The organism is Congregibacter sp. (genome assembly GCF_047617445.1).
Lineage (GTDB): Bacteria > Pseudomonadota > Gammaproteobacteria > Pseudomonadales > Halieaceae > Congregibacter.
The window spans coordinates 1-21,863 of record NZ_JBLGBE010000059.1 but is presented as its reverse complement, the minus strand read 5'-3'; the positions used below and the strand labels follow the sequence as shown (position 1 = coordinate 21,863).

23 protein-coding genes are annotated in these 21,863 nt (G+C 54.5%); 8 read left to right on the top strand and 15 right to left on the bottom strand.

Annotated elements, in window-relative coordinates:
* A partial coding sequence (locus ACI9KD_RS12780; RefSeq protein ID WP_414981562.1) for a lactate utilisation protein LutB domain-containing protein occupies positions 1-275 on the top strand: 275 nt, incomplete at its 5' end.
* Positions 272-934, top strand: a complete 663-nt coding sequence (locus ACI9KD_RS12775) for a LutC/YkgG family protein (RefSeq protein ID WP_414981561.1) — start codon at positions 272-274, stop codon at positions 932-934. The genes ACI9KD_RS12780 and ACI9KD_RS12775, both read left to right, overlap by 4 nt.
* An 18-nt stretch (positions 935-952) precedes the next feature.
* Here the strand turns inward: ACI9KD_RS12775 and ACI9KD_RS12770 are convergent, their stop codons facing one another.
* From ACI9KD_RS12770 to ACI9KD_RS12760, 3 genes are all read right to left on the bottom strand, one after another.
* Entirely contained in the window at positions 953-1,522 is a 570-nt protein-coding gene (locus tag ACI9KD_RS12770; protein WP_414981560.1) for a YSC84-related protein, read from the bottom strand.
* Positions 1,523-1,593: 71 nt separating this feature from the next.
* Positions 1,594-2,592 (bottom strand): type I glyceraldehyde-3-phosphate dehydrogenase, encoded by a 999-nt coding sequence (gene gap, locus ACI9KD_RS12765; protein ID WP_414981559.1) that lies wholly within the window; start codon positions 2,590-2,592, stop codon positions 1,594-1,596.
* A complete protein-coding gene (locus ACI9KD_RS12760; protein ID WP_414981558.1) occupies positions 2,589-3,614 on the bottom strand; it encodes a glyceraldehyde 3-phosphate dehydrogenase NAD-binding domain-containing protein in 1,026 nt (341 codons plus the stop codon). The genes gap and ACI9KD_RS12760 overlap by 4 nt, the downstream gene beginning before the upstream one ends.
* A 141-nt stretch (positions 3,615-3,755) precedes the next feature.
* On the opposite strand from ACI9KD_RS12760, the gene folE reads away from it, so the two are divergent.
* Entirely contained in the window at positions 3,756-4,436 is a 681-nt protein-coding gene (gene folE, locus ACI9KD_RS12755) for a GTP cyclohydrolase I FolE (protein ID WP_414981557.1), read from the top strand.
* A gap of 29 nt (positions 4,437-4,465) precedes the next feature.
* Here folE and ACI9KD_RS12750 read toward each other — a convergent pair whose 3' ends face one another.
* From ACI9KD_RS12750 to ACI9KD_RS12730, 5 genes are all read right to left on the bottom strand, one after another.
* Positions 4,466-4,927, bottom strand: coding sequence for a YaiI/YqxD family protein (locus tag ACI9KD_RS12750; protein ID WP_414981556.1), 462 nt, complete (start codon positions 4,925-4,927; stop codon positions 4,466-4,468).
* Between the two features lie 25 nt (positions 4,928-4,952).
* Positions 4,953-6,602, bottom strand: a complete 1,650-nt coding sequence (locus tag ACI9KD_RS12745) for an AMP-binding protein (RefSeq protein ID WP_414981555.1) — start codon at positions 6,600-6,602, stop codon at positions 4,953-4,955.
* Positions 6,603-6,663: 61 nt separating this feature from the next.
* On the bottom strand, positions 6,664-7,260 hold the full coding sequence (locus ACI9KD_RS12740; protein WP_414981554.1) for a hypothetical protein: 597 nt from the start codon (positions 7,258-7,260) through the stop codon (positions 6,664-6,666).
* Complete coding sequence (locus tag ACI9KD_RS12735) at positions 7,250-7,618, bottom strand: hypothetical protein (RefSeq protein ID WP_414981553.1); 369 nt, start codon at positions 7,616-7,618, stop codon at positions 7,250-7,252. Before ACI9KD_RS12735 ends, ACI9KD_RS12740 begins: the two co-directional genes overlap by 11 nt.
* A gap of 74 nt (positions 7,619-7,692) precedes the next feature.
* Positions 7,693-8,433: an SDR family NAD(P)-dependent oxidoreductase gene (locus ACI9KD_RS12730; RefSeq protein WP_414981552.1), complete on the bottom strand. Its 741-nt coding sequence runs from the start codon at positions 8,431-8,433 to the stop codon at positions 7,693-7,695.
* Between the two features lie 113 nt (positions 8,434-8,546).
* Here ACI9KD_RS12730 and ACI9KD_RS12725 point away from each other — a divergent pair, with 113 nt between their 5' ends.
* The gene (locus ACI9KD_RS12725) at positions 8,547-9,074 is read left to right on the top strand and encodes a gamma-glutamylcyclotransferase (protein WP_414981551.1); all 528 of its coding nucleotides are present in this window, start codon (positions 8,547-8,549) and stop codon (positions 9,072-9,074) included.
* Between the two features lie 34 nt (positions 9,075-9,108).
* On the opposite strand, the gene feoB is transcribed toward ACI9KD_RS12725, so the two are convergent.
* The 4 genes from feoB to ACI9KD_RS12705 are packed head-to-tail and all read right to left on the bottom strand — an operon-like array spanning position 9,109 to position 14,272.
* The gene (gene feoB, locus ACI9KD_RS12720; protein ID WP_414981550.1) at positions 9,109-10,962 is read right to left on the bottom strand and encodes a ferrous iron transporter B; all 1,854 of its coding nucleotides are present in this window, start codon (positions 10,960-10,962) and stop codon (positions 9,109-9,111) included.
* Positions 10,955-11,200, bottom strand: a complete 246-nt coding sequence (locus ACI9KD_RS12715; protein ID WP_414981549.1) for a FeoA family protein — start codon at positions 11,198-11,200, stop codon at positions 10,955-10,957. The genes feoB and ACI9KD_RS12715 overlap by 8 nt, the downstream gene beginning before the upstream one ends.
* Position 11,201: 1 nt before the next feature.
* A complete protein-coding gene (locus ACI9KD_RS12710; protein WP_414981563.1) occupies positions 11,202-12,953 on the bottom strand; it encodes an ABCB family ABC transporter ATP-binding protein/permease in 1,752 nt (583 codons plus the stop codon).
* A gap of 44 nt (positions 12,954-12,997) precedes the next feature.
* Complete coding sequence (locus tag ACI9KD_RS12705; protein ID WP_414981548.1) at positions 12,998-14,272, bottom strand: TMEM143 family protein; 1,275 nt, start codon at positions 14,270-14,272, stop codon at positions 12,998-13,000.
* Positions 14,273-14,406: 134 nt separating this feature from the next.
* Between ACI9KD_RS12705 and ACI9KD_RS12700 the strand changes: the two genes are divergently transcribed.
* Both ACI9KD_RS12700 and ACI9KD_RS12695 read left to right on the top strand, forming a co-directional pair.
* Positions 14,407-14,730 (top strand): YeeE/YedE family protein, encoded by a 324-nt coding sequence (locus ACI9KD_RS12700; RefSeq protein WP_414981547.1) that lies wholly within the window; start codon positions 14,407-14,409, stop codon positions 14,728-14,730.
* Complete coding sequence (locus tag ACI9KD_RS12695) at positions 14,723-15,703, top strand: threonine dehydratase (protein ID WP_414981546.1); 981 nt, start codon at positions 14,723-14,725, stop codon at positions 15,701-15,703. The genes ACI9KD_RS12700 and ACI9KD_RS12695 overlap by 8 nt, the downstream gene beginning before the upstream one ends.
* A gap of 99 nt (positions 15,704-15,802) precedes the next feature.
* Here ACI9KD_RS12695 and ACI9KD_RS12690 read toward each other — a convergent pair whose 3' ends face one another.
* Positions 15,803-16,234, bottom strand: a complete 432-nt coding sequence (locus ACI9KD_RS12690; protein WP_414981545.1) for a TerB family tellurite resistance protein — start codon at positions 16,232-16,234, stop codon at positions 15,803-15,805.
* An 86-nt stretch (positions 16,235-16,320) separates the two neighbouring features.
* Complete coding sequence (locus ACI9KD_RS12685; RefSeq protein WP_414981544.1) at positions 16,321-16,491, bottom strand: hypothetical protein; 171 nt, start codon at positions 16,489-16,491, stop codon at positions 16,321-16,323.
* 236 nt (positions 16,492-16,727) lie between these two features.
* Between ACI9KD_RS12685 and ACI9KD_RS12680 the strand changes: the two genes are divergently transcribed.
* Entirely contained in the window at positions 16,728-17,825 is a 1,098-nt protein-coding gene (locus ACI9KD_RS12680; RefSeq protein WP_414981543.1) for an efflux RND transporter periplasmic adaptor subunit, read from the top strand.
* Positions 17,822-21,016: an efflux RND transporter permease subunit gene (locus ACI9KD_RS12675; protein WP_414981542.1), complete on the top strand. Its 3,195-nt coding sequence runs from the start codon at positions 17,822-17,824 to the stop codon at positions 21,014-21,016. The genes ACI9KD_RS12680 and ACI9KD_RS12675 overlap by 4 nt, the downstream gene beginning before the upstream one ends.
* 10 nt (positions 21,017-21,026) lie before the next feature.
* Here ACI9KD_RS12675 and ACI9KD_RS12670 read toward each other — a convergent pair.
* Positions 21,027-21,863, bottom strand: an 837-nt coding sequence (locus ACI9KD_RS12670) for a M20 metallopeptidase family protein (RefSeq protein WP_414981541.1), incomplete at its 5' end; no start/stop codon positions are given.

Below are 21,863 nucleotides of genomic sequence, written 5' to 3'. Positions count from 1 at the left end.
ACCTGTTGCGCGATCTTCGTCGGGATAAATTCACCCAGGGGGTCACCGCCAAACGCTGGCGCTTTGGCATTCAAATACATGCCTGGCTTGCCCTACATCCCCGACTTTATCAACGAATCACAAGTCTGGCCGTTAACCTAATGCACAGAATCGGTCGTAGCGACGGCGTGATTCGCAAGCTCCCTTTTGCCGGAGGCTGGCTTGAGGCCCGGGACTTGCCGACACCTGCAGCCAAAACATTCCAGCAAATGCATCAGGAGTCCCTTCAAAAATGAGCGCAAGTGACGCCGAAAGAGAAATTTTTGCACGGATACGCGGTGCCTCAAGACGCAGTTCTCCGGAACAGGTCGCAGCGGAACTCAGGGCTCTCCAAAGCCCTCGCGCTGCAATGCTGCCGACACCTGATCTTTGCGAAGCTCTGCAACGTAATCTGCAGCGCAACGGCGCGACCACCGCTGTGGTTAAGACGCGCAGCGAGGCCGTGCTGGAGATTTCGCAGTTTATTGCACGAAAGCATCGACAACGACGAATAGTGACGGGTCACGACCCTCGTCTGGCGGCCCTGCCTTGGCGCGACGGCGGCCTACTACCACGATTTGATGTTGCCCAAGCCGGGGACACAGTGTCGGTAAGCTATGCCCAATGCGCGGTGGCAGAAACAGGTTCTCTGGCCTTGTTACTCGATCGGAACAACCCGGCACTCAACAGCCTATTGATTCAAGATCATCTGATACTCATCGATCGCGATGATATACATGCAAGACTCGAAAGTATTTGGGGACAGGCTAGCCTAAGCAGCGCCGGCTCGCGTCCCCGGGGAATGATGATGATATCCGGACCCTCTAGCACCGCGGACATCTCCATGCAACTGGTGCTCGGAGCACATGGGCCCCGGGCACTGCATGTCATTATTGTGGGAACTGCCTCGAAGTAAACATCAAGGCAGCCTTTATCATAAAGACTTGTACATGAACTTCTGCCCGCCCACTGAAGCTTCATACATCAAGCCCCCGCGAGCGATGGTGAAGATGGCGAGTCCTTTTCGATAGCCACTGTTCGATACGTTAGCGTCGTTGCGTCCACCGCTGGCACTGGTCGCTGTACCGCCTCCGGTGTTCGCTTCTGCAGAGACACCGGCGGTAATCGCTACGGCTGTAGCCTGGGCGCTAAATTCAAAGTTGCCCGAGGTGAAGCTCTTAAACGCACGTTCGTCCTCCAAAAAAATCATCTGACTGAAAGCCTGCGCGCCCATCTGCAATCCCACAGTGAGCTGAGTCATAGTGGTGTCACCCACGTACATCCCTTTAGCGTAAACACGCCCCGAGCCGTGCGACCCGCCGATACCAAAACCACCCTTACCAATGGTGGGAAACACAACATAGCCATAGGCATTGTCAAAAAACGGTCCGGTTTGCTTTGCCGCGCGAAACGACTGAAGCGCATCGTCGTACTCTCCGGCAAGAGCGAGAGGACTAACAAACATACATAGCAGGGCCGCAAGGCCGAATAAACGTTTAAACATGATGCAAAAAATCCTCAATTAGGCGCAGACCACCAAGATTGCCAGCCTGCACAGCTCATGTGATCGTAAGTCTACCAGTCACTCATGATCGCAAGCACGTCACACACCCGACAACTGTAGGCCCATTCATTATCGTACCAGTTCAAAACCCGCAAATAGCGACCGCCGGTTACCGCGGTAAATCCACTGTCATAGATAGACGAATGGCTATTGCCAATCACATCTGTCGACACCAAGGGCCGATCACTGTACTGGAGTATGCCCTGCATACGCGGGGAGTCCGCCGCGGCCCGCACAGCACGATCTACTTCTTCGACTGATACAGTCCGAGATAGTTTCACAAACAAATCTACGACTGATCCGTCGGACACCGGCACTCGAGAAGCAATACCATGTAAACGACCCTTCAAATCTGGAAGCACAACGCCCACCGCTTTCGCAGCTCCGGTCGAGGTGGGAATAATATTTTCCGCTGCAGCACGACTACGTCGCCAATCAGAGTGCGGCACATCCGCCAGACGTTGGTCATTGGTGTAGGCGTGCACCGTATTGATAACGCCTTCGAGAATGCCAAATTCTTCATGGAGGACTCGCGCCATCGGAGCCAAACAATTGGTTGTGCAGCTGGCATTGGACACTATACGGTGGGATTCATTGAGGCCCTCGTGATTCACACCAAGCACCACCGTATAATCAATCTCGTCCTTGGCCGGCACAGTGAGCACCACCCGCGGCGAACCCGCGTCAATGTGCATTTGCAGCTGCTCACGGGAGCGAAAAACCCCTGTGGACTCAACCACTGCATCCACACCAAGTTCTGCCCAGGGCAATGCAGAGGGTGCTCGCTCACTCAGCATGCGCACCCGACCTTTGGGCGTAACAAGATGATCGTCATCCAAAGACAAATCATGTGAAAACGGCCCCATGACCGTATCGTATTTCAATAGATAGCGGAGCACGTCGTGATCGAATAGGTCATTTACCGCCACGACCTCGATGTCATCACGCTCTTCAAGAATGCGAAACACCGAGCGTCCAATTCTCCCAAATCCATTGATAGCGACTCTCATGACGAGACCTCCTGTTGACGATCAAGTTCGGCGTATAGTCTCGCCACATCTAACATGCGTGCTGCATGCCCACGAGTTTCGTACCAACCCAGGGTCTTCATAAAGTGATCCCCGGCTTTCAGCGTACCCTTGGCATCAAACAGCAGCGAGTAGTCACTCCCCAGTACATCTGATGAAACAATCGGATCCTCCACCACTGAAACACTACTGGGGTACTTCTGTGCTCCGGCTCGCATAATTTCGTTGACATCCTCAGCCGTCACAGTGTCGGAGTCGAGAATCAGCGTAGTGTCGAGCAGACAGCCTTCCTGCACTGGTACATTCAATGTGGAGGTATGTATCTTGCCCGCGAAGCTCGGCAATATGTGTCCAAGCCATCGGCCTGCATCGTGCCCATTGGGGATAATGTTCTTTGGTGCCGCGCGACTGCGTCGGTAGTCGCTACCCGCGTAGTCCTGAAGTGCTTGATCAGAGGTGTAGGCATGCACAGTCGTCATGCTGCCGCACTCAATCACAAAATGCTCTGACAAAATGTGAAGCAACAAGCAAAGTGCCGAAGTGGTGGGTGATGCAGCAGAAATCATTCGATCCCGAACGTCTGCGGAACTTCCATTGATCTCGGGAATAACAATCCGGTCGATATTGTCATCAGGCAAGGTGCGAATAACCACACGGGGCGCACCGCCGGCGAGATGCGATCGCATATCGGCCTCCGAGCGATAAACACCGGTAGCATCAATCACCATATCCACATCGAAAATATCCCAGGGCATTTCTGCGGGAGTATCGATGGACATGAGCCGCGTTCGCTGACGGTCCGTGGAGAGGAAGTTTCCTTCCAGCCGAAACTGCGTGGGGTCCTGCGCTTCAGACTGCAGTAGGTAATGCAATATGTCGGGGCGGCCAACATCAGCAACCGCAATAACGGCAATGTCGGATGACGCTGCGGCAAGCTCATAAATCTGCCGTCCGGTCTGGCCAAAGCCCATGATCCCTAAACGTATGGGTCTGCTTCCATCCATCACAACGTCCTCCCGAACAAACCAATGCTGAGTTTATGTACCTGAGTGTTGCACCCACCATGTGCAGAGTCAAAGTAGCATCAAAAGGAGCAATCCGAGAGCAGATTACCGGCGTAAAAAACCCTACAAAGGAGAACCTCTATGAATCAAGCAGTCGCGACTCAAACCCTTGAATTTGCTGAAGACATGAGCCCCGAGGCGCACAGTGTGCGGCAGGCGTTACTTGAACGCGGTCTAGAGACACCGCTCGTGGATAATGGCCTGACCCGCCAGCAGAAATATGAACGAATTCGCGACAGCTTTCGCGAGATCACCGAGACCCTGGGACTGGATCTACGTGATGACAGTCTTCAGGAAACTCCTCACCGCATCGCAAAAATGTATGTGGACGAAATCTTTAGTGGACTGGACTACAGCCAGTTTCCAAAGATATCCGTCATCGAAAACAAGATGCAGGTGGAAGAGATGGTGCTCGTTGACAAAATAGACCTCGTCAGCACCTGCGAGCATCACTTCGTGACCATAGACGGCACAGCACGCGTGGCCTACATACCCGGCGACAAAATCATTGGACTGTCAAAGATCAACCGTATTGTGCGGTTTTTTGCGCAAAGACCACAGGTTCAGGAACGACTGACACAGCAGGTATTGGTTGCCCTGCAGACCCTGCTGGACACCGAGAATGTGGCGGTCACCATTAACGCTGTTCATTACTGTGTGAAGTCTCGCGGGGTTATGGACAGCAATTCCTCTACCCGAACTACAGCCCTGGGTGGCGTATTCAAATCCGATACAGCAACTCGCGGTGAGTTCCTACGCTAGCACTACTCTTACCAAGGCATGAGCACACTCTAGACGCGTTTTGCCAGCCAGCTATCTAATGCGTTGGCAAAACGCTGTTTGTCCGTGTTATCCAAAGGCGGAGGACCACCCGTGTTAACGCCGCTATCACGCAACTCAGTCATAAAGTCCCGCACGGCTAATCGCGATCGAGCATTCTCAGCGGTATAGCGTTCCCCTCGGGGACTGATTGCCAAAGCACCCCGCTCTACCACTTCTGCTGCAAGCGGAATGTCCTGCGTGATCACCAGATCGCTGACCTCCAGACGCTTGAGAATCTCGCTGTCAGCCACATCAAAGCCTGCGGGAACCTGCACAAACTGTAGGTAGGGTGACGCCGGCACCATCATGGCATGGTTAGCCAGAAGGGTGACAGCGCATTGAGAACGTGTCGCTGCACGAAAGAGGATTTGCTTGATGGGCACCGGGCAGGCATCGGCATCAACCCATATCTGCCCGGATTTTTGATTCATCGTAGTCAGATTCTATGAACCAGAGTTAGGCCCAGTGAATCAGAACTTCCCGCTGCTCCGCGGACTTGCGCGCAAGACCTTCTCCGAGCTCACCAAAGAGTTCTTCGATCTTGTCCCGGCGAATTTTCAGAGTGGGCGTAAGCACCTCATTCTCAATGCCCCAGGGCTCTGTGCTGACAATCACGGCACCGATACGCGCATGCTTTTCGATTTCGTCATTAATCGCAGCGACACTCTCTCGAATAGACGCTTCTACTACGTCTTTGCTTTCACCAGCGGCGGCATCGGTGAGCACGGCAATCATCACCGTCTTGGAGAAGCCTCGACCGATAAGACATTGCTGCTCAATGAACGCGTTCTTTGCGAACATGCCTTCGATAGGTGGCGGAGCAACAAATTTGCCCTGAATCGTTTTGAAGTAGTCCTTCACCCGACCAGTAATGTAGATAAAGCCGTCTTCATCCACTTTGGCCTTATCTCCGGTATGCAGCCAGCCATCGCGAATCAGTTCAGCGGTTTTATCTGGCTGCTTGTAGTAACCGGGAGTACAACCGTTCGCGCGCACCGCCAACTCACCTTGCTCGGTGATTTTGTATTCAACCTCACCGACAGGCTTTCCGATGGAACCAATTCGTCGAGTATCGTGACTGCTGACAATAAGTCCCATGGCTTCCGTTTGGCCAAAGCCCTCCATCAGCTTAAGTCCCATAGAATCCCACCAATGAATCAGCGGTGGAGGCGTAGGTGCCGCTGCTGCAAGGCAGAACTCCACTTCGCCCAGGCCCATAGTATCGAGCACCAATTTCCCAATGCCTTCGGCGTCTTCCTTTAATGCGTTCTCAAGCGCTTCCTGACCACCAAACTTACCGATGACTGCCTGCTGGAATTGCTCCCAAATTCTTGGTGGTCCAAAAAACATGTGGGGGCGCGTCCTCTGAAGATCGCGCAGGATGTGCTCCAAGGACTCGTTGAAATTTACCTCTCCACAGCAAAACAGCGATGAGTACTCAACGATTTGCCGCTCGGCAATATGTGCCAGCGGAAGGTAAGAGAAATAACGCGGCTGATCGCGCACTCCAAACGCGTCGATAAATCGGCTAATAGGAACAATGTTGCTCTCGTGTGTCTGGATGACACCTTTGGGTACGCCGGTGGTACCCGAGGTAAACACCAGAGACATCATGTCGTCCGGCGCGCACTTGTAGCTGATATCTTTACCCTCGCCCTCAGCGAGCAATTGATCCCAGGTAAGGTGATCGCCTTCGATCTCAACACCCGGCAGCGCTACTATGGTGATATCGGCAGGCAGCACCGGACGTACAGCCTCCCAATTAGGGCTTTCGCCCACAAAAATCACCTTGGATTCGGTAAATTCGGCGATGTATTGCGCAGTTCCCGCGGGGAGTGTCGTAAACATGCTCACCGTCACGTTCCCCGAGCGAATTACTGCAAGGTCAGCCATGAACCAGTGCGATCGATTACGCGAAAGCATGATCATGCTTTGGCCGTGACCAAATCGAGCCTCGAGTGCCGCGGCAACGGCGTTAACTTGACGTCGAGCTTCAGCCCAACTGTAATCGACACTGCCCTCCTCATGAAGGTCACGCATCCAGATTTTGTCGCCCCGGGTGTCAGCCCAGTGGTCAAGGAATTCAGGCAGGGTTTGGTAGTCCATTATCTTTTTATCTCCACAATCAACGCTTATTTAATGACGACTTTCAAATAACACTAAACAATTACTCCAACCACTCAAGGGTTCGGGCTCCCGCACCCTGAGGTGTTCCTCGTTGCTCCAGGCCTGTGTCGCCCATACCAGGACTCTGAGCGTTATTGAGCACCTGAGGAAGGGGCAGAAGTTGGCTCGCGCCCCATCCGTGCTGCGGCAGCGGCAGTAATAAATCCTGCACATCCACCACCGACACAAAACTATAAAGTAGCTGAATTGCCACGCCGCTACCCAAACTTTCATCGCGGTGTATACGCTGTGCCGCGCTAACTCGACGTTCAGCATCAAAGATCATTATCAAATAATCTCCCTCAATGCGGGCGGTGCCCCAATCGACATTAAGAAGATCAGCGCCCGCCCAACCAAGGCTCAAGCCCAGAGCCGACTCACGCACCTCCCATGCTTCCCATGCCATCAACAGCTGATCTTCGCGGCTAGCAAAGCGCAGCGGAGGACCCAGCTGAGCAAGGACATTCGCTAGGCTTTTGCCCTGTGCATCCCGTTCAAAGTTCTCTGGTAGCGTCTCACCCAGTTCGTAGTGCCACTGCGTACATCCACCAAGGAGCACACTAAGGCTCAGCAGAAGAACAGAGGCGCTACTCCTCATCAGAAGCTGCAATCCACCCGGAGTAATCGGCAAGAAGATCGTTCTCATCAAAGATGAACACAGCTCTATCGTATCGCGCAGTGATATCAAAACGGTTGTAAACGACCAATATCAGGCCTTCACCCTGGGAGGACTCATTCAAGTAATACAAGACGGTCTCGTCGCCTAGGCTGACGAGCTGCGAAGGCGGCCCCAGCTCGGCCATCACCTCTCCACGTGTGGTCACCCCTTCTTGAAAACGATCCAGTGTGGCTTGGTCCCAATTCACCTCGACCCCGCGCTCGGAGTCATACTGTGCGCACGCCGTGAGCAACAGTACTGCCAGAAAAACCAGTGGTCGAAAGCCTGAAAGAACCATTAAATTTTATCCAAGGTGTTAAAACGGGCCCGGGATCATAGCCCAGAATACCTGAGCATGACACTCAAGAATTCTTACCAGGGAATTGCTTCTCCAGCCCAATCCAAGTAGGACAACTGACCATCGGGGACCTGCGCTTCTAAAACCCGATCGAGGCGTTCAGCGACAAAGCCAGGGGCGAAAAGCTTGCCCTCTGGTACGCCGCGTTGAAAGGGCTCAGAGAGTGCCGTATCTACCGTGCCCGGATGGAAAGAAATAAGCTTTACGCCCTTCGCCCGCCTCGCGAGCTCTATAGAAGCCGACCTAAGGCCCATATTGAGAGCGGCTTTAGCACTGCGGTAGCTGTACCAACCCCCCAGTCGATTATCTCCGATACTTCCCACGCGAGCGCTTAACACTGCGATGCGACAATCGGGGTTTTTGCGAAGCCCCGAAGCCAGAGCGGCCAGCCATAGCATGGGGAGCACGCAATTGACGCGATAAACCTCCTGCATGGCTGCCAACTGCAGCGCATCCAGGGACTTTTCCGGCCCGTAAGACGGGCCATGCAGGGTACCCAGGGCAATCACTATTCGAGATAGGCGCGGACTTCCTCGCAAAATTTGCTGCGCCATTTCTGCGATATGATCCTCAGAATGATCTGTACTAAGCGGACGAAGACCCACAGTAGACGTAAGTTCGGCGCTGGCCTGCCGGCTCACGGTCCACACAGCATCGAAACGAGAGTCTTGACTCCAGCGCTGTGCTACCGCGCTGCCGATCCCGCCTCCCGCACCAACTACCAGCCCCTGTATCGCTGTGACACTGTCACTCACTACAATCTCCTATACCCAACAATTATCCCAAATAGATTACGCAGTCTCATCGTGAGCAGATGTAACATCGGGAGCTGCCGCAGCTGTGGAGAGACTATCTTAGGAGAGCGACGTTGAGGGAACAACACTGGGTATTTGGTTACGGATCGCTAATATACAAAGTCGACTTCCCTTACCTGGATCGCGAGGTCGCTCTGTTGAGAGGCTGGTCGCGGCGCTTTTGGCAAGGGTCTCACGATCATCGAGGCACGGCTGAATCTCCCGGACGGGTTGTCACACTTATCCAGGACGAAGACGCGTTATGTCGTGGGGTAGCATTCCTTGTCGAGGAATCCGTCTTTGAACATTTGGATCACAGAGAGAAAAACGGCTACGAAAGGCATAGCACCAAACTGCATCTCGAACATCGGGACGAAACCGTTACGGGAACGTTTTACATCGCCACATCGGATAATCCCGCCTTTTTGGGCGATGCCCCAGATTCCGAGCTTGCAAAGCACATCGCCCATAGCCAGGGACCAAGTGGCAGCAACGCGGACTACCTACTTTCGCTCGCTAATGCGCTGCGGGATATTGGAGAACACGACGAGCACGTCCAGAACTTGGAGCGGCATTTACTGGCGCTCAAGCAAGCCCCCTGAATGCATCGCAGGCATTCGATCGGTTATCAGTCAATCAGCCGCCCAAAAAGGTGACCACCTGATAGGCGATGAGCGCGAATACGTAAGCCATGCCGCTGTACACCAAGAACATGCGTATCGCCAGCTTGTTAGAGCCCGCTTCCTTACTCAAAACGGCCAGGGTGGACACACACATGAGCGCCACGGCGAAAAACACCAGAAGCGCTACACCCGAGGCAAGCCCCAGGTCGCTGTTTTGAATCTGAGCGACCAGAGGAACCATGTTCTCTTCTGCTCCCTCGATACCAAACATCACGCCCAGCGTGCCGACAAACACTTCTCGTGCGAGAAACGAGCTCATTACGGCGACGCCATAGCGCCAGTCCAAACCTATGGGAGCGAACACAGGCTCTACAAAACGACCTATCTGACCTAACCAGGACGCACCCAAGTCGGCGCCGTAGTTGGGGAAGTATCCGAGCACCCAGATCACGACAGTAACGGTGATAATGATGCCGCCGGCCTTGGTAATGAAGTGCTGAGAACGCCGCCAGGACTTGCGCAGTAATGGGACGAGCGTCGGCAGGCGATAAGCAGGCATCTCGAGAACAAAAGGCAAATCAGACTCCTGTTGGGTGCTAAAGCGAGAAACCATCGCTGTCACCAGAAGTCCACAAAGCATCCCAAACAGGTACACCATAAACATCGCCAAACCTTGATAACCCACCAGTCCACCCAGGGCCGTGGTACTGGGGATAAACGCCGCAATTAGCAGGGTATACACCGGAAGTCGTGCCGAGCATGGCATCAAAGGTATGGCCATATAGGTGAGAAAACGTCGGCGCGGCGAATCAATGGAGCGTGCGGCATAAATACCCGGGATCGCACAAGCGACGCCGGAGAGCATGGGGATAAAACTCTTACCGGTGAGACCAAAAAATCGCAGGGGGCGGTGGCATATCAGCGCTGCTCGCGCCATATAGCCTGAATCCTCCAAGAGGCCAATCACAAAAGTCAGTACAAAAATTTGCGGCACAAAGACCAAAAAGGCGCCAATTCCGGAGAACAGCGCGTCTGCCGCAAAATCCTGCACAAGCTTGGGTGCCAGCATGGGCACCACTAAATCAGACAGCCAAGCCAACCCCGACTCCACGGCGTCCATGGCCGGCGCTGACCAGGTGAAGATAGATTGGAACAGCAAATACATAATCGCAAAAAATGCGATACCGCCAAAACCTGTGTGCAGAAAAAAAGCGTCCATACGATTTTGAGTGCGGAGTAATACATCCCCCTTGGGGCCGTAGTTCCGAGCAAGCTGATGAGCGTTACCGCGGAGCAGAATATCGGGATCCTGATTGTCGCTTGGGCACTGCGGGTTCGAGAGCTGTTCTCTAATAGTCTCATCAAGATGATCAAGACCTTGTCCGGTGCGCGCAGAAATACCCAACACCGTTGCCCCCATATCACGACTTAGGGCTTCTAAATCCATACTAATGTGGTGGTTTTCCAGCACGTCAATCATATTAGCCAGGACAAGCACTGGCTTACCGGCCCGGCCACATTCGCGGATTACTTGCAGCGCAAAATACAAACTTTTTTCCAGGCGCGTGACATCAATCACGCACATTACGACACCCAACTCAGGATTCTTAAGCGCCAATTCAAACTGCTCAACGGCAACCTGCTCCTCTCCTGATATGGCCTGGAGCGAGTAGGTCCCAGGATAATCATAGAGCGTGACACCCGCGTGTCCGGACAACTTTCCGCTGGCGATCTCCACGGTAATACCAGGAAAGTTAGCTACCCGGTGCTGAAGCCCCGTGAGGCGGTTAAACAACAGGGTTTTTCCGCAGTTAGGGCTACCGATCAGCAGCGCGCTGTGGCGAGTCTGGGGCATGGAATCAGTCATGGGCTTCGGGCCGCACCCGAATATGAGCGGCTATTTGATCGTCGAGTGAAAATACGGTGTTCGCGACTCGATACACCTTGGGAGCGCCTAACGCGGGCGCCTGCAGACAGCTCACAAGCTCCCCAGGGTGAAAGCCCAGTTCCATCAATCGGATCCGGTATTTATCCTGAAGAGCGTCATCAAAGCCATCAATCGCGCCACATTGACCTCGGGTCAATGTCCAAAGAGATACGGTCACACTATTCCTGTTCGCTACGGCGCTGTTGCGCTTGCCAGAGTTGCGAATAATACCCGTTCTCAAGAAGCAGGTCATGGTGTTTCCCCTGCTCCACCACATTTCCATCCTGTAAAACCAGAATTCTGTCTGCATCGACGATGGTGGAGAGCCTATGGGCGATCACTAGCGTCGTGTGCTGCTGGGCCATGGCGGTAAATGCATCCAGCACCGCCTGCTCAGAGCGACTATCCAGGCTGGAGGTCGCTTCGTCGAACACCAAGATAGGCGCATCCTTGATCGCTGCACGAGCGATTCCGACCCGCTGCCGCTCTCCTCCCGAGAGTTTCAGGCCTCGCTCCCCTACTACCGTATCAAGACCTTCAGGAAGACGATCGACAAAATGCTCCAGGTGCGCGGTCTGGATCGCCTTCGTCAAAGCTGCTTCGTCTGCATCTGGGTTGCCGTAGCGGATATTCTCCCGAAGACTGTCGTTAAACAGCACACAGTCCTGCGGCACGATAGCGATCTGACGCCTGAGAGACTGCTGAGTCAGATCGCGCAGATCCTGGCCGTCGATCAGAACCTGTCCGGATTGCGGGTCATAAAAGCGAAACAAAAGTTTGACCAAAGTGGACTTCCCACCCCCACTCGCCCCCACAACCGCCACCTTCTCACCGCCCCGGATGGCAAAATTGACACCACTTAGGATCGGCCGTCCATCATCATAGGCAAAGCTAACGTCACGGAACTCCAGCGCCGCGTCTTTGACCTTCAATTCACTGGCGCTCAGTTTATCTGCAACTTTCGGGCGTTTATCCAATAGCTCAAACAAGCGCTCAATGTTTGCCAGGGAGCTCTTTATCTCTCGGTACACAAAACCCAGAAAACCCAGAGGCATAAACAGCTGCAACATAAACTGGTTTACAAGAACGAAATCGCCAAGGGTCATGTCTCCCCCCTGCACCTGCCAGGCAGCCAATGCCAGCATGCAGGTCTGGGAAACCGCAATAATCAGTGCCTGCCCGCCATTGAGTGCAAACAGTGACAAGCGATTCTTACGTCGAGCCGACTCCCAGGTTGCCAGAGAATCATCGTAGCGCTGGGCTTCGAACTCCTCGTTTGTGAAGTACTTTACGGTTTCATAGTTCAGCAGGCTGTCCACCGCACGGGTATTGCTGCTGGAATCCGCCTCGTTCACCTCGCGGACGAAGCGGGTGCGCCAAGCGGTAGCGCGAAAGGAATACAGTCCATAGAAAAGGACCGAAGCGAGAACAATCACCGCATAGGGCCATCCGTAACTGAACAGCAAGATGCCCGCCACCATGGCGATCTCAAAGAGCGTCGGCGCGATGTTAAAAATGAAAAACCGCAGCAAGAAACTGATGCCGGAAGTACCGCGTTCAATATCCCGCGCCAGCCCCCCGGTACGGCGGTTAAGGTGGAAATCTAAATCAAGGCTGTGTACATGCTCGAAGACCTGCAGCCCGATGCGTCGCATGGCTCGCTCGGTGACACGGCCGAACAAGGTATCCCGCAGCTCACCAAAGAGAGCATTCGCCAACCGCGCAGCTCCGTAGGCAAGCACCAGTAACAGCAGAAACGTCAGGGGAGTCGCCGCAGCGCCGGCATCGAGACCATCCACCAGCGCCTTGAGCAAAAACGGTATGAGCAGCAGACCACCCTTAGCCGCTATCAGACACAACAAAGCGAGCAGCACACGCCGGCGATTCTCTTCAAGAACCGGCGCGAGTCGGCGGTAGATATCCCCCAGCAAACCCGGCTTAAGAGGCTCTGTACTACCGGCGTTGTCAAAGCCCTTCACGATGGATCAACAACAGAAGTTGACGTCTGAACCGACACGTTCCACAGACCATCATGTTCCTCGGCCAATGCAAGGTATTCCAGTTTTTTTAAGGCATCTTCGATTTCAAAGTCCAGACGCGCATACCAACGCAGGGCAAACCAGTCCTCGATCACCGAATCCAGTTCTTTTGCCGATAGCGCTCTGGCTTCTGCCAACAAAAAGTACAGCGCGACGAAAGCCTCCTTACACTCAGAATCCTCAGCATCATCCAGAACGCGGAGCAAAACACCGGCGTTGTTATCCAGCAACTTAAAGTACAGGTCTCTGGTCAACGCCTGCCGAAAACGTTCCTTGCGATTGCGATAACTCGACCACTGCTTCCACAAATAGACTCCCAGCGCCGCGATGCCAGCGCCAATCACCAGCAGGCCTCGTTTGTCGAGGGCTACGGGCTCGCTGTGCAGTCCCAGCCAAAACCCTCCCAGAGCGCCCAAAAGAAGCAGCGGTGCACCGAGCTTGGTTGTGGCTACGATCGCCCCACTGGCGAGCGCAGGAATTCCAATGAGCAGCCGGTCCGTCCAGCGCATGGCGACCCGTGTATTGGGAAACAGCATTTCCAGATCCGCATCAGGCACGTTTTGAAACAACTTAATCATGACTCTTCCGGGCGTGAACTCGCTATCGGTCTTGGCCCCGCGGTCGGCAAACCTCAAAAATAAGACGACACGCTCATAGTTTAGAAAACGTACTTGGCGTTTGATCAAACCGAACAGTAACTTGACGGTCGCGGTGCGCTCACTGCTACCCCGACAAAAAAGCATGACATCGCCAAAGTCTTTTAGATCGACGCGCAAACGTATCTGGAACAATGACTTGCTGCGAAAAGCCTTTTTCAACTGCCCCTCGGATAGCTCTTCGTAATTGGCGCGATTAAGCAAAAAAGCCAATCGCTCAGTGAGCTGTTTTACAGCTTCATCCTGCGGTAAAGCGCTATCGGGGAACTGCCGAGTATCGGCATCGGGGTCCAGATCTGCATAGAGGTCCTTCAGAGCCTGGCGACTGTCATGAAAATCATTCCTGAAGTTCTCGCTGATAGCGAGAACGGCCCCCTCAAACCGACGCTCTTGCGCAGGGCCTAGACGCGCCTCCGATCGCAACATTTGCAATAGATCGCTGCGCCGAAAGGGGATAAACCTGAAGCCTGCGAGCGGCGTTACCAAAGGTTCATCCACTGCTTTCTCAGCAAGCAAACTGTCGCTCACGCTTTCCTGTGCCGAACTTACAGACAATTGGACACTCCCTAAATCAATGATGTGTTGGGCTAATGAATCACTTTGACAGCTTGTCATTGCACTGACTCACGATCAAGATAACGCCCCAGTTTGGACCTGGACACGCAAAGCAACATGAGCTCGGATTTTTGATGGCCATAGCCGGCGGCCTTTTAATGGGTGCCGCCGCCGTCATATTACTCTCCCTTGCTGGCAGAGTGGCCGGCGTCAGCGGCATTCTTTGGGGCGCTCTCACTGAACAAGCGACCTATCTGTGGCGCTGGCTGTTTCTCATCGGACTGATCATTGGCGGCGCTGCACTCTTTGGCATCGGCTGGGGGGTGTACGGCTTTTGTCCGGGGCCAGCCGTGACGGCATTGTTTTATGGAGACCCCAAAACCTACTACTTTGTGATGGCTATGATCGCCGGCATGTGGATCGCCTCTCGTCTGGAGTCCCGCGCTCAGAATGTCTGATTCTTTTCTTTCGCTAAACGCGATTCGCAGCTCCGCAGAGCTGGTCTATCAACATATGCCAGCCACAGCGCAGTTTGCCTGGCCGATGCTGCGTGATGAGTTGGGTGCCGATATCTGGGTAAAGCACGAAAACCATACGCCGACCGGAGCCTTCAAGATCCGCGGAGGAATCACCTTCATAGATTGGTTAAAACGAACACACCCTGAGTGCCGTGGTATCGCAACGGCGACTCGCGGAAATCACGGGCAGAGCCAAGCTCGCGCCGCTTCTGCAGCCGGTCTTGAGGCAAGCATTGTTGTACCCCACGGTAATGCCCGCGAGAAAAACGATGCCATGCGCAGCTTTGGGGCCACGTTGATCGAGTTTGGGGAAGACTTTGATGAAGCGCGAGAAGAAGCCTCGCGCCAAGCAGCCCTCGAAGACCTCTTCCTGGTACCGCCTTTTCATCCGGCGCTGGTATCTGGCGTGGCCAGCTACGCTCTGGAACTCTTTTCAGCTATACCCGACATCAAGCGGGTCTATGTACCCATAGGCTGTGGGTCCGGTATCTGTGGCGTCATTGCGGCGCGGGATGCAATGGAACTCAAGACAGAGGTGATTGGCGTCGTGTCCACAGAAGCCACCGCCGCACAGCAGGCATTCCTCAGTGGTAAGCCAGAGAGTACTGCCACGGCACGCACGTTCGCTGATGGCGTGGCCGTGCGCTCTGTGATACCTGAAGCTCTAGCGATATATGGGCCGGGCGCACAGCGCGTGGTGGCAGTTAACGACGATGAAGTAGCCGAAGCCATGCGTATGTACTTCCGCTGTACCCACAACGTTAGTGAGGGCGCTGGCGCGGCGCCCCTAGCGGCGGCGATTCAAGAGCAAGAGGCCAACAGGGGGCAGAGAGTCGCAGTGATTTTGTGCGGCGGCAACGTCGATACAGAGATATTTCAGGAGGTTTTAGGGGGCAGAACGCCTCAGGTTTGAGCCGTCCCGCGCTTTCAGAACACTGAAAACTGAAAACTGAAGTGCAATGCCTAATCAATCATCAGGGATTGCACTATCAACAAGTCCAACAAGTCCGGGCTAAACGACAACGAGCCCGGCCGCATCAGCGGCAGTCAAACCCAAGGCTGAAACCACCATGTTAAAAAACTCAGCTTCCCGGGATGAGACATTGTCGTCCGCATTCATGACCGCCACGAGACCACGCAGAATGGCCTGTCGCTGATCCACGCTCAACTTGGGAGCCGCGCCGGACAAACACTTTTGCAAAGGCGTGGACTCATAAATCTTCGACAGAGCTGCGGTGCGCACCTCGCTGTTAGAAAGATCTTCCCCCAGCTCCTCTTTGATTACCGCCTGGACTGACGCTATCTCTGCCGGATGGGTATAGGCGTCCGCATCCGTTGCACGAGAAAGAACCAGCACAAATAGCTCCCTAAAAAGATCGGAATCCGCGCTTTGCGGCGTCTCACCAAAAAGCTGCCTTACTTTATTGAAATCTACCAGTGCCATAACCGTCTATCTCCCTGTCCGAGCTGGCCGACGGACGATCATACTGACTTTTTGTGAGTGAGAACACCGCCCATCGACCAATAGCCTTAGAAGCTCACCCGAAGGCCCGCCTCAACACCAAACCCGGCCTCGGGAGCCTCATCCCGAAAAAAGGAAGTACTGAGCCGAATATCCTCGTCGGCAATATTTTTCAGCGACATAAACAGCGTGAGATTCTGGCCGTTGAATCCACTCCGATACTCTGCAGCGGCGTCCAAGACCCTCGCCCACAGCGACCGCGGCGATTAACAGGCATAACAACATCACCAGATGAAGATATCTGGATTGGGGCGCACACCTCAGAGCTGAGTGATCACGCAAGAAGTAAACGACAAATCAAAGAAAGCCAAAATCGCGAAGGCTGCGTATGTTGCCTGTGAATATTACTGTCCTTGTCCTCCCGGAAGTGCTCGAGCAGACGGTATAATGGGCGTCTAAATCTGCGAAAAATATCATGAAAAAGAACCTATTATTAGCGACTCTAATCGGCGTCGGATTGCTTCTGTGGCTGGCCTCAGGAATATTCACTTCAGGGCGTGAGCCCACGATCGACACAAAGACCGCGGCGTTAGCGCAAACTGAGCAAAGTGTTCCGCGGGTGCGAGTTGCGCAATTCAATGCCGAACAGCGCACCCTGACGCGAATGCTTCGGGGGAAAACCGCAAGCAAACGCATGGCGCAGGTCAGCGCCGAAACAACCGGCCGAGTCATCACTCGGCCGGTTGAGCGTGGCGATCGTGTTGCGGCAGGCACTGTGTTGTGCGAACTGGCGGTCAACGACCGACAGGTTTCAGTAGAAGAAGCAAGCGCCGCGCTGTCGAGAGCCGAAATTGAGTATGCCGGCGCTCTGGAACTCAAAGACCGAAACCTGCTCTCTAAGATCCGTATCGCTCAGGTGGCTGCGGAACTGGAGTCCGCGCGGGCAGGCTTGGTCAGGCAGCAACTGAGCCTGCAGAGAACACGCATTGTGGCGCCCTTTGACGGCGTCATAGAAACATTGCACATGGACGTGGGTGACCTCGCATCTGTCGGTGCACTCTGCGCGACACTCATTGATCTCGATCCCCTGCTCGTATCAGCCAATGTGTCCGAACGTGACATCGACTACATCAAGGTGGGAAGCCCGGTAACCGCTCGCACCAGCACTGACGAGAGACTGCTGGGCGAGGTCACCTTCGTGGGCAGCATGTCAGACCCCACTACCCGTACCTACCCCGTGGAAATTACGGTACCGAACCCCGATTACCACCTGCGCGCCGGACTCACCACGGTGGCCAGCGTAGAAACACAAACGGTACTCGCCCATCGGGTCTCCCCTGCGCTGTTTACGCTCAACGACGCAGGTCTCATCGGCCTCCGCGCTGTGGACAAAAATAGTCGCGTTGTATTCCATCCAGTCACTATCGTTGAAGACGCAGTAGACGGCGCCTGGGTCACCGGTCTCCCGGGCGTGGTACGACTGATCACTGTAGGGCAGGAGTTCGTGTCTGGCGGCCAGCTTGTGGAAGCGCTGGATGTTAGCGTTGCCCCGGCTATGGCAAGCCGACTATGAGTAGCTACATTGATCTAGCCATTAACCGTTCTCGCAGCACGCTCATGCTCATGGGCGTATTGGTGTTGGCGGGACTGATATCACGGTCCATTCTCCCCATTGCGAACGACCCGCATATCGTATTGCCCTACTTTTATATTGGTATAGCCCACGAGGGTATTTCGCCGGAAGACTCCGAGCGTCTTCTTATTCAACCCATGGAAATTGAACTGCGCAAAATCGAGGGCCTGAAAGAGATAAGTGCAACCGCCTCGGAAGGCTTCGCTACCATCTTCGTGGAGTTCGAACCCAGTATTGATCTCAATGTGGCGCTCGTGGATGTGCGCGAGGCGGTAGATCGGGGCAAATCAGAAATCCCAACAACGGCCGAAGAACCCATCGTGCGCGAACTGGATGTCGACGATTTTCCACTCATTCAGATCAATCTACTCAGTCAGGGAGCCAGTGAACGACAGATTTATGAGACGGCCTTGAAACTCCGTGACGACATTGAGTCGATCCCCTCCGTATTGAGCGCCGAAATACGCGGTGATCGCGAGGAAGTGCTAGAAGTCATTATCGACCCTCAAGCACTGGAGGCCTATCAGATTTCCAGTGAGTCGCTGGTAAGTATCCTCCAGCGCAACAACCGTCTAATCCCCGCCGGAAGCATTGACACCGGTAGAGGTCGCTTCTCCGTGAAAGTGCCATCAATTGTTGAATCTGCCAGCGACATCATGGATCTGCCCGTGCAGGTCAGTGGTGACTCGGTGGTCACTCTGTCAGATGTTGCCAGCATTCGTCGCACCTTTAAGGATCGCACCAGCCACGCGCGATTCAATGGCGTTGAAACAATGACCGTAGAGGTCAAAAAGCGCGTCGATGCAAACGTAATTGATACCGCTGACGCGGTGTTAAAAGTCGTTAAAGAATCGACGGAAGGATTGCCGTCAACCATTCTCGTGGTTCCGTCACAAAACACCGCGGAATTTGCCCAGGTGCAGGTGACCGAGCTTCAGGGCAACATCATGACAGCGCTGGCGCTCGTTATGGTCATCGTGGTGGCGGCCATGGGCTTTCGCAGTGGCGTCATTGTAGGCCTTGGTATCCCCTTTTCCTTACTGTTTTCCATCATCATCATTTACCAGCTCGGTTACACCTTCAACTTCATGGTTATGTTCGGCATGTTGCTGGGACTGGGCATGTTGATTGATGGCGCCATCGTCGTTACCGAGTACGCCGATCGCAAAATGAGTGAGGGCATGGATCATCGGGACGCCTACTCCGAAGCCGTAAAACGTATGTTCTGGCCTGTGACCGCCTCAACTGCGACGACACTAGCTGCGTTTCTTCCGCTCATCTTTTGGCCGGGTATCTCGGGTCAATTTATGCGCTACCTCCCGGTTACGGTGTTTACAGTACTCACCGGGTCGCTGATCTACGCCTTGTTGTTTGGTCCAGTGCTGGGCTCAATTTTTGGAAAGCCCACAGTCCATAGTGCTGCCGCAAAAGAGACCATGGAAGAACTCGATCATGGCGATCCAACACAGTTACAGACTGTCACCGGCGCCTATGCCCGAATGATGACGTGGATTACCCGTCACCCCTTAACCACTGTTGGGACAATCTTTACCCTGCTGTTTTGCGTCTTTTGGAGCTATGGCAAGTTTGGTGCGGGCATGGTGTTCTTTAATGACTCCGACCCTCAGTTCATTTCTATCTCGGTCAGCGGTCGCGGAAATTTTTCAGAAGGCGAAGTCAATGACCTGGTTCTGGAAGTGGAGCGTCAAGTATTACAGGTCCCGGATATTCGATCAGTGAACACTCGCACCATTCTCCCCGGAGGCAACTCGGGCGGCGGCGGCATGGGCGGCGGTGCTGTTAGCGATCGCATTGGCAGCATTTTTCTGGAACTTGTGCCGGAGTGGGATCGCGATCGTGACGGCTTTGCCGTTGTGCGCGAACTTAGGGAACGTACCGGGGACTTCGCGGGTATCAAAGTAGAAGTGATCGCGATGGAGCAGGGACCTTCCGTAGGTAAGCCTGTACAACTCGAACTGCGCTCCAGACACCGCGAACTTCTTGAGCCCGCGATGCTGCGTATTAGGCAGCATATGGACAGCTTGCCCGAGCTCATTGACATCGATGACACTCGTGCCCTTCCCTCTATTGAGTGGCGCATGCAAGTGGATCGAGCTCAGGCAGCACTCTTTGCTGCCGATGTACAAGCTGCTGGCGTTGCTCTACAGCTCGTCACCACCGGCGTGAAGGTCGCGGAGTACCGTCCCGATGGCGCCGATGATGCCGTGGACATACGCGCACGATTTCCTATCCAGGACCGGGGCATCCTCGCTATGGATGACCTGCGGATCAGTACCCGTCAGGGTCAAATCCCCCTCAGTAACTTTGTGCGCATCCTGCCCGCTCCTGGCGTTGATACCTTTAAGCGTATTGACACCTTCCCGGTAGAACGGCTGCGCGCCAATGTCGTGCAAGGTGTCTTGGCTGACACCATGGTGGGGCAAATTCAGGAGTGGCTCGAAACACAAACCTTCGACCCAAGGATCTCTATCGAGTTTCGCGGTGCCAATGAGGAGCAAACCGACGCTATGGCATTCGTGAAGGGCGCCTTTTTGCTGTCACTGCTTTTGATGTTCGTGCTGCTGGTGACACAGTTCAACAGTTTCTATCAGAGTGCGCTTATTCTACTGGCAGTAATCATGTCCACCGCCGGCGTCTTACTGGGTCTAATGATCACGGGCAATCCCTTTAGCGCCGTACTCACCGGCGTGGGCATCGTTGCCCTGGCAGGTATTGTCGTGAACAACAATATCGTACTCATCGACACGTTCAATGTAGTGCGCAGCGAAAACCCGGAGCTCGGTGTTCAGGACGCCATCGTCCGCGCGGCGGCACAGCGTCTGCGCCCGGTCATGCTCACCACCGTCACTACGGTGTTCGGATTACTCCCCCTCGCTTGCGACCTGTCTATCGATATCGTCAATCGCAGCATCACCGCTGGGGGCCAGATGGCAACCTTCTGGGGACCCTTATCTCAAGCGATTGTTTTTGGTCTCTCGTTTGCGACGATCCTGACTCTTATCGCAACGCCTGCGCTACTCGCCCTCCCTTCAGACCTGCGCCACCGCTGGGCAGCGCGGCGCACCAGGCAAGACGCGGCACTAAACAAGAGTAAAGCTGCCACCGCCTGAGCGCGGCGGCTTAGGGGCTAGTCATCAAATCAAGCACCATCGCCGTAATTGCACGACGACCGGTGTCCAAAGTGGGCACCGGGTCTGGCGCGAAGAACGCCGAGTGCAGAGAAGGTAGCCGCCCCTCTCCGCGACTAACCGCATTCCACAAAGGCTCAGGCACCGTACCCACACGAATCATGAACGATGGAATCTTGGCGTCGGTGCGTCCGTAGCGAGAGAAATCCTCACCACCCATTTCCTTCGGAATTTCCACCAAAGCATCATCACCCAACTCCGCACGCATGGCAGCAACACCGCGGGTAACGAGCGCAGGATCATTCCACAGCGCCGGTGTGTACTCCTGAAGCACCGTAACATCGGGCTTTTTGTCCTCAGGAAAACCCATGGCCTCAGCCTGCTTCACCGCAATGCGCTCAATGCCTGTCAGCAGCGTGTCCCGAACCTCATCAGAGTAAGACCGAACTGTGAGCTGCAGCGTCGCCTTATCGGAAATAATATTGTGCTTGGTGCCCGCATGAACGGAGCCTACCGTAACCACACCGGGCTCCGCTGGGTGTATCTCCCTAGACACCAGGGTTTGCAAATCCATGATCACTGCCGCAGCAAGAACCACAGGATCCTTGGCAGTATGGGGATAGGCGCCGTGGCCGCCTACACCATGCAAGGTGATATCCACACTGTCCACATTAGCCATCATCCAGCCGGAGATGTAGCCGATCTTTCCTGCGGGAAGTGTCGCAATGGTATGTACCGAGAGGTTGTAATCCGGCTGCGGAAATCGTTCAAAGAGCCCGTCGGCGAGCATGTCCCGCGCGCCAGCTCCGCGCTCTTCTGCCGGCTGCAT